The organism is Cupriavidus sp. 86D6 (assembly GCF_057815095.1).
Genome location: NZ_JBYPSB010000021.1, coordinates 15,141 through 29,114 on the forward strand (window position 1 = coordinate 15,141; position 13,974 = coordinate 29,114).

The 13,974-nt window shown below is 68.1% G+C and carries 13 protein-coding genes; 8 read left to right on the top strand and 5 right to left on the bottom strand.

The window, feature by feature from the left end:
* Positions 1-75 precede the first annotated feature (75 nt).
* The 5 genes from AC3G88_RS27280 to AC3G88_RS27300 are packed head-to-tail and all read right to left on the bottom strand — an operon-like array spanning position 76 to position 5,192.
* A complete protein-coding gene (locus AC3G88_RS27280; protein ID WP_488773617.1) occupies positions 76-1,569 on the bottom strand; it encodes an efflux transporter outer membrane subunit in 1,494 nt (497 codons plus the stop codon).
* Positions 1,566-2,540 carry an efflux RND transporter periplasmic adaptor subunit gene (locus tag AC3G88_RS27285; RefSeq protein ID WP_488773618.1) on the bottom strand — a complete coding sequence of 325 codons (975 nt, stop codon included), beginning with the start codon at positions 2,538-2,540 and terminating at the stop codon, positions 1,566-1,568. Before AC3G88_RS27285 ends, AC3G88_RS27280 begins: the two co-directional genes overlap by 4 nt.
* On the bottom strand, positions 2,537-2,746 hold the full coding sequence (locus AC3G88_RS27290; RefSeq protein ID WP_066740578.1) for a DUF1656 domain-containing protein: 210 nt from the start codon (positions 2,744-2,746) through the stop codon (positions 2,537-2,539). The genes AC3G88_RS27285 and AC3G88_RS27290 overlap by 4 nt, the downstream gene beginning before the upstream one ends.
* Positions 2,746-4,722 carry an FUSC family protein gene (locus AC3G88_RS27295; RefSeq protein WP_488773619.1) on the bottom strand — a complete coding sequence of 659 codons (1,977 nt, stop codon included), beginning with the start codon at positions 4,720-4,722 and terminating at the stop codon, positions 2,746-2,748. Before AC3G88_RS27295 ends, AC3G88_RS27290 begins: the two co-directional genes overlap by 1 nt.
* A 5-nt stretch (positions 4,723-4,727) precedes the next feature.
* Positions 4,728-5,192, bottom strand: coding sequence for a MarR family winged helix-turn-helix transcriptional regulator (locus AC3G88_RS27300; RefSeq protein ID WP_153948012.1), 465 nt, complete (start codon positions 5,190-5,192; stop codon positions 4,728-4,730).
* Between the two features lie 267 nt (positions 5,193-5,459).
* Between AC3G88_RS27300 and AC3G88_RS27305 the strand changes: the two genes are divergently transcribed.
* From AC3G88_RS27305 to AC3G88_RS27340, 8 genes are all read left to right on the top strand, one after another.
* Entirely contained in the window at positions 5,460-8,210 is a 2,751-nt protein-coding gene (locus AC3G88_RS27305) for a glycoside hydrolase family 18 protein (protein WP_488773620.1), read from the top strand.
* 107 nt (positions 8,211-8,317) lie between these two features.
* Complete coding sequence (gene gspG / locus AC3G88_RS27310) at positions 8,318-8,758, top strand: type II secretion system major pseudopilin GspG (RefSeq protein ID WP_488773621.1); 441 nt, start codon at positions 8,318-8,320, stop codon at positions 8,756-8,758.
* Between the two features lie 9 nt (positions 8,759-8,767).
* Positions 8,768-9,946: a type II secretion system F family protein gene (locus AC3G88_RS27315; protein WP_488773622.1), complete on the top strand. Its 1,179-nt coding sequence runs from the start codon at positions 8,768-8,770 to the stop codon at positions 9,944-9,946.
* Positions 9,943-11,640, top strand: coding sequence for a GspE/PulE family protein (locus AC3G88_RS27320; protein ID WP_488773623.1), 1,698 nt, complete (start codon positions 9,943-9,945; stop codon positions 11,638-11,640). The genes AC3G88_RS27315 and AC3G88_RS27320 overlap by 4 nt, the downstream gene beginning before the upstream one ends.
* Entirely contained in the window at positions 11,621-12,391 is a 771-nt protein-coding gene (locus tag AC3G88_RS27325) for a hypothetical protein (RefSeq protein ID WP_488773624.1), read from the top strand. Before AC3G88_RS27320 ends, AC3G88_RS27325 begins: the two co-directional genes overlap by 20 nt.
* On the top strand, positions 12,388-12,906 hold the full coding sequence (locus AC3G88_RS27330) for a hypothetical protein (RefSeq protein WP_488773625.1): 519 nt from the start codon (positions 12,388-12,390) through the stop codon (positions 12,904-12,906). The genes AC3G88_RS27325 and AC3G88_RS27330 overlap by 4 nt, the downstream gene beginning before the upstream one ends.
* Positions 12,903-13,424 carry a hypothetical protein gene (locus AC3G88_RS27335; protein ID WP_488773626.1) on the top strand — a complete coding sequence of 174 codons (522 nt, stop codon included), beginning with the start codon at positions 12,903-12,905 and terminating at the stop codon, positions 13,422-13,424. Before AC3G88_RS27330 ends, AC3G88_RS27335 begins: the two co-directional genes overlap by 4 nt.
* Positions 13,421-13,948, top strand: a complete 528-nt coding sequence (locus AC3G88_RS27340) for a hypothetical protein (protein ID WP_488773627.1) — start codon at positions 13,421-13,423, stop codon at positions 13,946-13,948. The genes AC3G88_RS27335 and AC3G88_RS27340 overlap by 4 nt, the downstream gene beginning before the upstream one ends.
* Positions 13,949-13,974 lie beyond the last annotated feature (26 nt).

Sequence of the window (13,974 nt, forward strand, 5' to 3'; positions counted from 1 at the left end):
TCTTCATAGGTATGGTTATCCTGGGAATCGAGGAACGGCCGCACCGGGTAGGCGCGGCCGAGGCGCAAGCTTACCTCAATGCGCTTCCGGTTGATGCCCGGCCGCAGCGCCCGCTTCCTTGCCCACCGGATGGCTGGCGATGGCCGGCGCATTCTGCCAGCCGCCGCCGAGCGCCAGGAACAGGTTCACCTGATCCATGGCAACCTGCGCGTCCGACGCGGCCAGGGCGGCGTCGGTATTGGCCAGCGTGCGGTCGGCATCCAGGCTCTGCAGATAGGGCGACCGGCCGGCCTGCCACAGCAGGCGGTTCTGGCGCGCGGCCTCGTCGGCCTTGTCGCGCGCCGCGCGCAGCGACTGGTTGCGCTCCAGTTCATGCGTATACGCCGACAACGCCGTCTGCGTCTCGCGCAGCGCCTTCAGCACCACGCCATCGAAATGCGCCAGCGCGCCTTCGGCACCGTATTCGGTGTTGTGGATACGCGCCCGCGTGCCGCTGGTCGGAATCGTCCACGACAGCGCGGGACCCCAGCCCCAGTGCGCGGTCGGCGCCTGGCCCAGGTGGTCGAGAATACCGGTGAAGCCGGCTGATGCGCCAATGCGGATCTGCGGAAACAGGTCGGCCGTGGCCACGCCGATCTTGGCCGTGGCGGACGCCAGTTCGCGCTCGGCCTGCCGCACGTCCGGGCGACGCTTGAGCAGCGCCGTGCCGTCGCCCACGGGCAGCGGCTGCTTCAGCGCGGGCACGTGTTCGCAGGCCACGCTCTTCACATCGAGTGCCATCGGCGGCTTGCCCAGCATCACGGCCAGTCGGTATGCTGCGCCTTCCTGCTCGGCACGATACTTCGGCAGCACGGCCCGCAGCGTGTCGGCCTGAGCCTGGGCACGCAGCACATCGGTTGGCTGGCCACGGCCGGCATCGACCAGCTTCTGCGCCAGCTGCGCCCCGCGTTCCTGCAGCTCCAGCTGATGCTGGGCCACATGCAGTTCGTGCGTGGCTGTGCAGCCTTGCACATAGGCACGCACGGTCTCGGCCACCACGCCCACGCGGGCCTGGTCCAGTGCGGCGTGGCTGGCCTGGGCGGCCGCCAGCGCGGCCTCGTCGGCGCGCTTGAGCTTGCCCCAGAAATCAATCAGGTACGACACCTGGAAACCGATGTCGCCAAAGTTCATCGCCGGGATCTTTTCTTCGTGCAGCAGCGGCTCGCCGGCAATCTGGCCGCGCTCGGCGCTGGCCTTGAACTTGGCCTCGGGCAGGTTCTCGGCTTCCACCTCGTGGTAGACCGCGATCGACCGCTTGAGATTGGCCGCCGCCACGCGCAGATCGGTGTTGGCAACCAGCGCCTGCTGCACGAGGTCGTCGATATGCGGATCGTCGTACAGGCGCCACCAGTCGTTCGGCACGTCGGCAATGGACACGGCGTCGCTGTCGCTGTGAGCGAACGGGCCGTTGGCCGCCGCAGACTTCACGGCCGCGTCGTCGGGCACCTTGTGGTCGGGGCCGACCGTCATGCAGGCGGCCAGCGCCAGCGGCAACATCGCCGCCAGCGTGGCACGGGCAAAGCGTTTCACTGCAGCACTCCGGTTGTGGACGCGCCCTTGCCGGCCAGCGCGACCTTGTCATGCGAGGCACTCTTGTCAGCCGCCGCCGGCGTGGCAGGCTTGTCGTTCGACTGGCCATCCGCCTTCACGGACACCGTGGCGGTACGGCCCGCCACCAGGCGCACGTCCTCGGGCATCTGGTCGAACTGGATGCGCACCGGCACGCGCTGGGCCAGGCGCACCCAGTTGAACGTCGGGTTCACGTTCGGCAGCAGGTTCGATCCGTTGGTACGGTCGCGATCCTCGATACCGGCCGCGATGCTTTGCACATGACCCTGCAGCACGCGCTTCTCGCCCATGATGCGGATGTCGACCGTGCTGCCGATATGGATGCCCTGCAGCTTGGTTTCCTCGAAATAGCCTTCCACGTGGAACGAGTTCGCGTCCACCATCGACAGCACCGGCTTGCCGGTCACCACGTAATCGCCCAGACGCGGCAGGCGGTCGTTGACGTAGCCCTCCACCGGGCTCAGGACCTTCGTGCGCTCAAGGTTCAGCCTGGCCACGCCGATGGCCGCGTCAGCCTGGGCCAATTGAGCTTCGCCCTGCTGCACCTTGGCCAGGCCCTCTTCGATGATTTCCTTCGACACCACGTCCGACAGCTTCTGGCTGCGCGACGCCTCGCGGCGCGCCTGGGACAGGGTGGCGCGCACCGCCGCGGCGGTGGCTTCGGCCTGGCGCAGCGCCAGCGCATAGCGTTCGTGGTCGATTTCGAACAGGACGTCGCCGGCCTTCACGTGCTGGTTGTCCTTGACGGCAATGCGCGTGACCAGCCCCGAAACGTCAGGCGCCACCTGCACCACGTCGGCACGGATGTGCCCGTCGCGGGTCCACGGGGCCACCGTGTAGTAGTCCCACAGGTGTTTGACAACGACCGCGCCAGCGGCAGTGACGGCCAGCGTCAACACGACCGGCCCGAGCGAAGAGAGTCTGAGTTTCATGATTGCAGCCACGGCACCATGGCAACCACCCCACCGAGGATGATCGCGTACAGCGCCAGATTGAAGAGGGATCGGTGCCACACGAGCCGGTAGAAGCCCACGCGCGACAACACCGCGCGTGCGGCACTCGTGATGAGAAAGGCCGCGAGCATCCACACCAGCAGGCTGGGGATGAACACGCCATAGATACTGATTTCACCGGGCATCATGCTTTTCCGGAAACGGTTGCCGGCAGCGCCGGCGGAAACAGGGCCACCTGCATGTCGACCAGCGCGGCCAGCGCCACGCGCGAACGCACCTTGTCCTGCGCGTTGGCCAGGCGCGTGCGCAGCGCGGCGGGCGGCGCATCGGCCGAGCCATCGAGCCGCGCCTTGTAGTACGTGGAAATGCTACGAAGCACGCGGCGCACGGCATGCTGTTCGTCAGCCGGCATATCGGCCATCTCGCGCTGCAGGGCCAGCGCGGTCAGTTCCACGCGCACTTCGCTGAAGCCGTCGGTCGAGACTTCGCTGTCGCTGGCGGCCAGCCGCGGCACCAGCTGTGCCAGGCGGTCCAGCATGCGGGCGCGCAGCACGGTGTGCGAATCGGGGTGCTTGCCCAGCGCGTTCTCGGCGATATCGCTCCAGCCGGCCCGCACCAGACGGCGCGTGGCGGCCCGGGTACCGAACGGACGCATCACCAGCGTCCACACCAGCGCGAATGCGATACCCGCGATGCCGGCCACGTTGCTGTTGAAGAACGACTGGAAATTGGCGCTGTACGCGCCCTGGATGCCGATGTCGTTGGCCGTGACCACCGCCAGCGGCATGCCGATCATCGCCAGGCGCGGCTGCGCCACCAGCAGGCCGATGATCAGGTAGGGCACGGCGAACATCAGCACCAGCATCTCGAAGTCATGCGCGACGGGCAGCACCGCAAACAGCATCACCAGCGAGATCAGCAGGCAGACCACGTTCCAGTTGAAGAACGACCGGATCATCGGCGCAGGTTCGTCCAGCGCGGCGAAGAAGCAGCAGGAAATCGCACCCAGTGCCACCGCGCCCGCCCCATCGGCCCAGCCGGTGTGGATCCACACCATGCCCATCGCGTAGATCGCCATGGCGACGGTCACGACCGAAAACAGCAGCATGCCGTGGTCGTAGTGGCGCGCACGGCCCACTTCCCAGCGCAGGAATTCGGGCACCCATTGCCCTTCGATGTGCTTTTCGCCCAGGCGCCGGCACAGCGCCACACAGTCGTGCCACAGCGCCAGCATCTGCTGGAGCCGGTCTTCCGCCGCCGTCACCAGCGCGGCGTCCCAGCCCGCCTGCACGGGCGATGCCGAAAGCACCGGCCGCGCGTCGGCGGCGGCGCCCGCCTGGATCCAGCCCTTCACGGCCTGCATCTGGGCGGCCAGCGGCGCGGGCAGGCCGCCAGCGGCCTGCAGCGATTCGACGATGGTCGCGAACGACGCCATCACCGGCAGCAGCATGGTCATGCGGCCACGCAGTTCGCGCGCGGCACGCACCCGGGCGGCGCTTTCGGCGTCGTAGCTCAACTGGCTGATCAGCTGGTCCAGCGCCAGGATGTCGGCGGCCAGGCGATGGCGGCTGTGATGACGCGACACCGATGCACCGGGCGCCGGCGACAACATGTCCGTGGCCCACAGCGTGGCGTCGGCCATCCACTGGCGGGATTTGTCGCGCAGCACGTTGGCCACGCTGGCCGGCATGATGACGGCACCCACCACGGCCGCGCACAGGATGCCCAGGCAGATTTCCTCGGAACGGGCCACGGCCAGGTCGAAGATCCCCGTCGGATTATCGACCGACGGCAGTGCCACCAGCGGCAGCGTATAGGCGGCCAGCATGAACACGTAGCTGCGCGGCGTGCGGTGCATCAACGCCACGTAGAGCAGGCAGGCCACCCAGATGGCCACGGCGCCCATCAGCAACGGTGGCGAATTCACCAGCGGCGGCACCATGGCGATGGCGGCAGCGGCGCCAAGTAGCGTGCCAAGCACGCGGTACAGCGCCTTGGAGCGTGTGGCGCCCGTGAGCGGGTGCGCCACGATATAGACGGAGCCCATCGCCCAGTACGGCCGGGGCAGCCCCAGGTACATCGCAATGTAAAGCGCCAGCATCGCGGCGATGAACGCCTTGAAGGAGAACACCCAGTCCCTGGCGGACGGCCAACTCATCATGGCGCTCAGGACTCCTGCTTGCCCGATGCCGAAGCGGCCGCGGCGGCGCGCGACAGCGCGTCCAGCACCCGCAGCGCGGCGGCCATGTCGGCTTCGCTGACGTCTGCGAACACCTTGGCGCGCAGTTGCTTGAGTTCTGCCTCGATGCGCTCGGCCATGCGCTCGCCGGCATCGGTCAGCGACAGCACATTGGCGCGGCGGTCGCTGGGGTCCACCTCGCGGCGTACCAGATCGGCCGCGCAAAGCTGATCCACCAGCCGCACCAGCGTGGCACCTTCCACGCCCACGTAGTCGGCCAGCGTGACCTGGCGTACACCGCCGCCCAGGCGACGGATAAACAGCAAAGGCGCGGCGGCCGCGGCGGAAATGCCGTGGGCGGTCACAGCGGCCTGGCTGATCTGTCGCCATTGACGACCGGAGAGCATGACCTGGCCGGTGAAGGCGAATCGGAGCGCATCGATATGTGGCATGGGCCGAATGATAGCGTGAATTAATTAGGATGCAAATGATTTCTTTGCGAATTAGTTCGCCACACGTGCTGCGTCAGGCGCATAACGCGAAGTCGAGGTGGCCACCCCTTCCTGCATTGTTCCCAGAAACGTCTCATTGCAGCCTATTGCGCGCAATCGGCACTCAATTTCAGCAAACGACGATTTCCGGCCTCTCGTCCATGGCCCACAGTCTGGTCGCCGAACCGGTTCCGGCGACCCGAAAACAACTTTTCAAGGACCATGGACATGAAAAGCACATCCCTGCGGCGCGCAGCCATTCCGTCTGCCGCCTTCGCCTTGCTGCTAACCACCGCAGGCGGCGCCGACGCCGCCCGGCCAACGACCCCGGATGCCTGTCGCACGATTTCGGAATGGACCGGCTTCGATCGCTATCCGCCCGAAAGCTGCGTGACGTACGGAAAACGCGTCTGGGCGAACGACCGCTTCGCGCACCCCGGCCAACGCCCCGGCGTGGATCATGCGATCTACTTCGGCGCGCACCGCAGTCCCACCGCACAGCTGTGGTTCGATATCGGTGAATACGTGCCGCCGTCCGCCACGCCGGACCTGCTCGTGTCGATCCAGGGCGCCGAGCCGGGCAAGCCCGTGGTCTACGTCGTGCCGAACAAGGAAAAGACCAGCGTGCATTTCGTGACGCCGCTGCACGGCAATACGCGCCACAGCAACCGGCCGGCCCTCGAAGGCGAGTTTTCTATCATCGACGTCATGGCCGAAGACGTGTCGATGCCGGGCCGGCTGGCGCCCGTCCGGCTGCGCGCCCAGCGCAATATGACCGGCACGGGCTATGACGGAAAGCGCGTACAGATCGACGGCAACGGCGGCCCTGCCGGCCCCGGCACGCTGGTGGTCTGGTACGAACCCGCAGACAATCCGCGCCTGACACCGGGCACGCGCTACCGCACGCCGGCGATGCATCGCGTGAACGTGCAGGCCGTGGGCAACGACCTGCCGAATCGGCCGGTGCTGAAGACCTTCAGCCTCGGCATCGATATCGTGCATCGCGCGCCGAAGGCAACCACCGTGCAGTTCGACGGCAAGCAGGCACGTTTTGTCCTGCCTCTGCGGACCGACCAGGGCCGCAGCGCCTGGTATGCCACGACGCATGAGCAGACCACGGGGCGCGAGCACGGCACGGGCCATTGTCCCGAGAACGCCAGCGATATCTTCCGCGTGGCGGCGGTTGACGAGAACAACGTACCGTTCCCGGTGATGTTGCGCGCCCACAAGGCCGCCAACGCGGACGGCACCGGCACGGGCACGACGGTCGCCTGCCGCCTGCCCAGCACCACGGGCACCGAATCGCTGGTGTTCGAGCTTCGCCCCGAAGACAACCCGACGCTCTTCTCGACGTCGGTGGGCAACCGGATCCGCAACGCGTTCCCGTACCGGATTGCCGTGCGCAACGCCGCGGGACAGGACGCCGACCAGTCCTACCAGACGCTCGACATCAAGCTCGACATGACCGTCGAAAAGGTGGAGGCCGTCCCGCCCACTGTCGACCCGAAGGAACCGAAGGACCCGAAGGACCCGGTCGAACCGAAGACCCCGGTGGACCCGAAGGACCCGACCGATCCGACCGACCCCACCGACCCCACCGACCCCACCGACCCGATAGGCCCCACCGACCCTGCCGACCCTGATCCGACCGATCCCGCAGACCCCACCGATCCCGGCGAGCCAGGTGACCCCGCCAAGCCAGCCGATCCCGCGGACGGACCCGACGTCACGCCGCGCCCGGCAGTGCCGGCACCCAAGGTCGGCCAACTTGGCGGCACCTACACGCAAGCCAGCATCTACCAGCGCAACTACCTGATCCGCGATGTGGCGCGGTCCGGCGCGGCCCGCAAGCTGACGTACCTGAACTACGGCAGCGCCAACCTGCATCGCGGCGAGGATGGCCTCTACCGCTGCCAGAGCGGCGACACACGCGGCCCGAGCGACCCGTTTGCCGACTATGGCAAGCGATTCAGCGCCACGGAATCGGTGGACGGCAAGGCCGACCCGGCGGGCAAGCACGTGCTGCGCGGCAACTTCAACCAGATCCTCAAGCTGAAGCAGACCTATCCGGTCAAGACGCTGATCTCGATTGGCGGCCCAGGCCTGGGCGACCGCTTCGCCCAGGCTGCCCGGACCGAGGCAGGCCGCAACGCGCTCGCCGAAAGTTGCGTGGACGTCTATATCAAGGGCAACCTCGCCGCCAGCCGGTCCAGCGCGGGCGGCAAGGGGCTGGCCAAGGGCGTCTTCGACGGCATCAACCTGGAATGGCTGGCCCCGCGCGCGGCGCAAGTGCGTGACGGCCAGGCCAGTGCCATGGACTGGGGCAACTACCTGGCGCTGGTCAGGGCGTTCCGCGACGCGCTCGAACGCGAGGACAGCAGGCATTTGCTGACGTCCACCATGAACCTGGCCGAAGGCGCGCCGGACGCCAGGACGGCCGTCGCCATCGCTGCCGAGTTGAACTGGGTCAACATTCAGGCCTATGACTTCACCGGCGGATGGGATGCCAGCACAGGCCACGCCGCCGCGCTGCAGGTCGGTCGCGACTCGCCCTGGACCCGGGTCCAGGGCATGAAGCAGCGCAGCCTGATGGGCACCATCTGGGACGCATACGAGTTCGACATCCCGCAGGAAAAACAGGTCTTCGGCGTGCCATTCCATGGCCACGGCTGGACGTCGGTCAAGCCGGGACGCCGCAACGGCCTGTGGATGGCCGGTGCGCCGGTCCGCAACGGACAGGGCCAGCGCGACTATCGCGACATCAAGCGCATGCCGAACGGCAAGCTGTTCTCGGATGCCGCGTCCCAGGCCGCCTGGCGCTATGACGGCTGGACCTTCTGGTCCTACGACACGCCGGCCATCGTCAAGGCCAAGGTCGAAGCCGTTCGCAAGACCAGGGCTGCCGGCATGTATGCCAGCGACCTTGGCGCGGACGACAAGGCCGAGCTGATCAACGCCATGGAACCCATCAAACGCTGATCCGGCGTATTGCCCGAGGCGAATCGCCACAAGCGGTTCGCCTCACCCGCCGCCGTGGACGTCCCAATACATGGCCTCGGCGGCGCCCCGATTCTTCCGAGTTGTCCATGTCCTCGCTTTCGCATATCGCATCCCGCCGCCGCCCACAGGGTGGCTTCACGCTCCTGGAACTGCTGGTGGTCCTGCTGATCATCGCCATGCTGGCGGGCTTCGTCGGCCCCAGGCTGTTCCGCGAACTCGACAAGGCCAAGGTCAAGACCGCGTCCGGGCAACTGAAGGCGCTGGGCGACGCGCTCGATCGCTACCGGCTCGACACCGGACATTTCCCCTCGACGGAAGCCGGCCTGACCGCGCTCATCGAACCGCCGGCGGATGCCGGCAACCGCTGGCACGGGCCCTACCTGACCCGCGACATCCCCGCCGATCCGTGGGGACAGCCCTACCAATACCGGCAGCCCGGCACCGATGGCAAGGACTACGACCTGTTTTCCCATGGCGCCGATGGCAAGCCCGGCGGCACCGGCTACGCCAGCGACATTGTCTGGTGAGGGTGTCCGATGCAGTACCGTCTTACCGTCGCCCGTAGCGGCCAGATCCACGACCTCCGGATATTCGCGCCCTCCGCCGCCGATGCCCGGCGGCAAGCGCAGACGGATGGCGGCCACGTGCTGGCATGCCGCCGCATCGTGATGCTGCGCCGCCAAGCGCCCTTCGGCATCGCCCTGTTCACGCAGGAACTGATCGCCCTGCTGCGTGCTGGGCTGTCGCTGGTCGAGTCCGTGGAGGCCTTGCGGGACAAGACCGGCGGCGCGTCGGAGACCGCCACCCGCACCGTGCTCGATCAGATCGTCGCCGGCCTCTATCGGGGCTTGCCGCTTTCCGGCGTGCTGGCAGGCATGCCCGGCCACTTCCCGACGCTGTACGTGGCCACGGTCGCGTCGGCCGAGCGCACCGGCCATCTTGCCGACGCGCTGGCGCGCTATCACCACTACCAGGCACGCCTGGGCGCTGTCCGCCGGAAGGTCGCCAGCGCCTTGATCTACCCCGCCGTGGTCATAGCGATCGGTGCGGGCATCATGGCGTTTCTGCTGTTCTTCGTGATTCCGCGCTTCAGCCAGGTCTACGCATCGATGCGTGAACTGCCCGCGACCGCACGCTGGCTCCTGTGGTGGGGCCAGACCGTCGATGCGCACGGCGGCACGATGGCGCTGGGGATGGTGGTGTCGGCCCTGCTGCTGGTTGCCGGCGCCCGGCAAGTACGACTGGTGCGCCGCATTGCCGCACTGAGCTGGCACGTCCCCCGCCTCCACGCGTTCCAGCACCTGCTGGCGCTGACCCGGCTGTACCGGACCACCGGCCTGCTGCTGGGGGGCGGCATGGCGGCCATCCCCGCGCTGCGGCTGGCCGCCCCGCTTCTGCCGCGGCACTTGCACGGCGCCATGTCGCAGGCCATTGCCGAGATCGAGGCCGGCAAGCCGATGGCCGACACCCTGGCCCGGCACGGGTTGACCACACCCGTGGCCGAACGGCTGCTGCGCGTAGGCGAACGCAGCGGCGAACTGCCCGAGATGTGCGAACGCGCGGCGCAATTCTGCGACGAGGCCATCGACCGGGCCATCGACACCGCCACCAAACTGGTGGAACCGGTGCTGATGCTTGCGGTTGGCGCCCTGGTCGGCGGCATCGTCTTCCTGCTTTACATGCCGATCTTCGAGCTTGCCGGGAGCATGCAATGACAGCGCACGCGCCAGCCTCCCCACCCGTGCCAACGCTGCAGGCGCTACAGGCGCTGCGCGATGCCGAGCCCGGACGCGACCTGCAGGACGTGGTGGCTCAAGCCAGCGGCCTGCCGCCGGACGCCTGCGCCGCGCACGTCGCCGCCCTGCTCGGCTTGCCGCTGGTCGATGCCGTGGCCCTGGCCGCCGCCGTGCCACGCTTCGACCTGTTTCCCTATGCCGATGCCGTCGCGGGCGGCTGCGTGCTGGCACAACTCGAACCGGCGTCGCCCGCCCTGACATTGGTCCTGACCGACCCCACGCGCCTGGCCGTGCGTCAGCATGTCGCCCGGCGACTGGCGCTCGCCGGCCTGTCCTGCGCCGAATGCCTGGGCGCCACAGATCTCGTGCGCGCGATGCTCGACAGCCATGGCGAACGCCAGCGGGCGCTGGATCATGTCGCCACGGCGCCCGGGCCGCATGCGGACGCGTTGCCCGACGCCGGCATCTCGCTGACCAGCCTGGCGCAGGACACCAGCCCGGTGGTCCGGCTGGTCAACTCCACGCTTTACGATGCATTGCGCATGGCCGCGTCGGACATTCACCTCGAAACCCGGCAAGACGCGCTGGCCGTCAGATATCGCATCGACGGGGTGCTGCTCGATGCCGCCACCGCGGCCGGCATCGAAGTCGCAGAACAGGCCATATCCCGCCTCAAGGTCATGGCAGAGCTGGACATCGCCGAGCGCCGCGTTCCGCAGGATGGCCGCTTCAAGGCAACCGTGGACGGCCGCGAGATCGATTTCCGCGTGTCAATCATGCCGTCGATCCACGGCGAGGATGCCGTGCTGCGTGTGCTCGACAAGCGGGGCGGCAACACGGCAGGCGGCCGCCTGAGCCTGGACCGGCTCGGCCATGACGCCCAGGCCGTGGCTGCCATCCGTGCGCTGGCCGCCATGCCGCACGGCCTGCTGCTGGTGACGGGCCCCACGGGTTCGGGCAAGTCCACCACGCTCTACGCCACGCTGTCCGAATTGGACACGGGCGCGGAAAAGATCATCACGATCGAGGACCCCGTCGAGTATGAACTGCCGGGCGTGCTGCAGATTCCGGTCAACGACCGCAAGGGCCTGACCTTCGCGCGCGGGCTGCGCTCGATCCTGCGGCACGACCCCGACAAGATCCTCGTGGGCGAGATCCGCGATGGGGAAACCGCCAGCATCGCCGTCCAGGCCGCGCTGACCGGCCACCTGGTACTGACCAGCGTCCACGCCAATGGCGCGTTCTCGGTGGTCGACCGATTCCTGCACATGGGCATCCCGCCACACAGCCTGGTGGAATCGCTGATCGGCATCGTGGCCCAGCAACTAATCCGGACGATCTGCCCCGATTGCGGGGAATCCTTCCGCCCGGGCGCCGAACTGCTGGCGCGCTCGGGTCTGGTGGCTGCATCGGTGGCCAGTTGGCGCCTGCGCGCCGGCCGGGGCTGTGACGCCTGCCACGGCACCGGATATCGCGGGCGCCGCGCGGTGGCCGAAGTCTTGCGCATCGACGATGCCCTGCGCGACGCAATCCTCGGGCAGGCGCCCTCGGGCGAACAACGTGCCCTGGCGCGAGCGGGCGGCTTTGCCTCGCTGCGACAGTCCACGCTGGCCCTGGTGGCTCAGGGGGTCACCACCCTACAGGAGGCAAACCGTGTCACGTTCGTCGAATAAGCACGGGCTCTGGATTCTGCGTGACGCCGTCTTCCTGCGCGCCGAAGGTGGCAACGCCATGCATCAAGCACCGGCCCTCTACCGCGAAACGGCCGGCATCGAAGACGCTCTGCAGGCCACCGACGCGCTGCTTGCGCCGCTGTCGGGCCACCGTGTCACGGTACGGCTGGGCTTTCCGTGGACCCGGCATGTCGTCGTGCCCTGGCATCCGCGCCTGGTTTCCGAAGCCGAATGGATGGCATGGGCAGGCGCGGCCAGCGAAGAACCGGGTGGCGAGGCGGGCACGCATCCTGGCGACGGCCGCGACAAACCGGCGCATATCGCCTTGACGCCAGCCCGCCATGGCGCGCCGCGCCTGGCCATCATTGGCAGTACGCCACTAATGGACGCCCTGATGGCGCAGTGCCAATCGCATCGCGTGCACCTAGCCGCCGCAACGTCAACCTTCGCCTATGCGCTGCACCGTTATCGACGCGAGCTGCCGGGCACCGGCTGCGCGCTGGCGATGCATGAACGCGGCACGCTGACATGCGCGTTGCGAGACGGACCTTCGATCACGGCAATGACCACGGTGGCCGCGCAGGCCGATGTATCGCCACAGATCCATGCCGTGCTGCGCTGCCTGGCGCTGTCGGCGTCGGCGCCGGCGCCCGACACGGTCGCCCTGATTGGCGACGCAGCGGCGCCGGACGACCGCATCCACTGGCTGGGCGACCATCTGTGCGCCATCGGCGAAGGCGGCTCGGCATGATGGCGCGACCGCCGAATCTTCTGGCTGCAACGCGGTGCGGCGGGTTACACCGGGCGTCGCTCGGCGCCGGCCTGCTCGCAATCGGCATCGGCGTTGCTATCTGGGCGACGTACGAACACCGCGCCCTCGCGTCGCTGCGCGCCGAACGGGTTGCCATCGAGGCCGAAAGCGCCACGCTGCGCCGCAAGCTGGCTGGCCGGCCCCCTGCCAAAGCCGCCCAGCAGACTGACGTCGCCGCCAGACAGGCGGAAAAGCTGGTGCCGACGTTGGCCTGGCTGGAGCAGAGCTGGGCCGAAGACGTGGCGATCGCCCGCCTTGACGTGGACGGCGCGGCGCGCACGCAGCGGATCGAACTGGAAGCCGAGCATGCCGATGCACTGCTGACGCTGGTCGACCGCCTGTCGGCCACGCCTGCCGTCGGCCCCGTATCGCTGACCCGCCAGCGGCAAGGCGACCACGCCGTCGAGGCCGAGCTTCGGCTGCGTTGGCAGGATAGGCAGGAGACCGCGCGATGAACCGCATCATCTGGATGCTCCGCCGCTGGCGGCACACCTTGGGATGGCTGGGCGCGGCCGGCATCGCACTTGCCCTGGGGAGTGTCGTGGCTGTCGTCACGCATATCCGGCCGGAGCGCCTGGCGCAAACGGCTGCATTGCAGCAGCAGACCGGGCAAGTGGCCGCGTTGAAGCGCGAACTGGCGGTCAGGGCGATGCCGGCTCGCCAGCACACCCTGCCCGACGCCTCCACGTACACCGAATTCCTGCGCGCCCACGCGGCATTGGCCACGGCCCGCTCGATCGCCCTGACGGAGATCGACTACACCTCCCGCGCCGAAGCCGGCCAGCGGCTGCTGCGCCATACGATGCGCTACACCATCGAAGGCCGCTACCCCGAACTGCGCGACTACCTCGCAACGTTGGAGGAGATCGCTGGCGTGCGGATCGAATCGATATCGTTCCTGCGCCAGTCCGACGCCAGCCGGACGGTCAACGCGCTGGTGCAGATCAGCTACCTAGTGGAGACCGGACCATGAAGATTTCCCGATCCCTGCAGTACCTGCTGGTGGCCACGGTCTGCGCATCGCTCTACGCCGCCTGGATCGGCCGGTCCGACGACGCTGCGAGCACGACGGATGCCGGAATACGCCAGCCACTACCGGCAAGCGCCCCGGCAACGCCGTCCAAACACATAGCCGAAACGCCAGAACAGCGCCGCTCGGTGGACCTGTTCGCGCCGCCAGCGTGGCGACTTGGCGCGATGACCCCTTCGCTGGAGCCATATGCCGAAGCCGACCCGGCGCGGGCGGCGGAATCGGCGCGCGTCACGGCGCGTGCCGCCCTCGAAGCCAGCGCAATCTGGCGCGACACCAGGGGGGTGATGGTCGTGCTCACGCTTGGCCAGGACACCCGCATCGCCTGCGAGCAGTGCGCGACACCCGGCCGGCTACGTCCCGGCGAACGATGGAAGGGATACCGGCTCGACGCCATCGACGCGTCGGGTGCCACCGTGACCGATTTGTCGACAGGAAACCGCTTGCATCTGGGCGTACCCACCTGACGCCCCAGACACCAGGAGAGTCTTAC